Raw genomic sequence first — 231 nt, 5'->3', positions numbered from 1 at the left:
AAATATGCCACTTTATCTCCTAATTGATGGTTTACCGTTGAAGCTGGAATTTGTACAGGTTCTTCAAGTTGTAATGAAGTCTCAGTGGTTGTCTCTGTTTGATTGATGTTTGTTTTTTCATTTTCTTTAGAAGGTGTGGGCGTCTCATAGTGTTTCGCTTCGTTGGTCGTTAGCGACTCTGCTGATTGTCTAGCACCATACCATTCTAGAAAATAATAGGAAAAGATAGTA

1 pseudogene is annotated in these 231 nt (G+C 37.7%); it reads right to left on the bottom strand.

Annotated features, from left to right (window positions below):
- Nucleotides 1-231 (bottom strand): annotated as a pseudogene (locus JDS96_RS31600) (class D sortase); the annotation flags it as partial.

Origin of the sequence: Bacillus cereus group sp. N21, from assembly GCF_016483395.1 — a bacterium.
GTDB classification, from domain to species: Bacteria; Bacillota; Bacilli; order Bacillales; family Bacillaceae_G; genus Bacillus_A; species Bacillus_A pseudomycoides.
The sequence above is the reverse complement of the archived record's forward strand: the minus strand, read 5'-3'. Positions and strand labels throughout refer to the sequence as shown.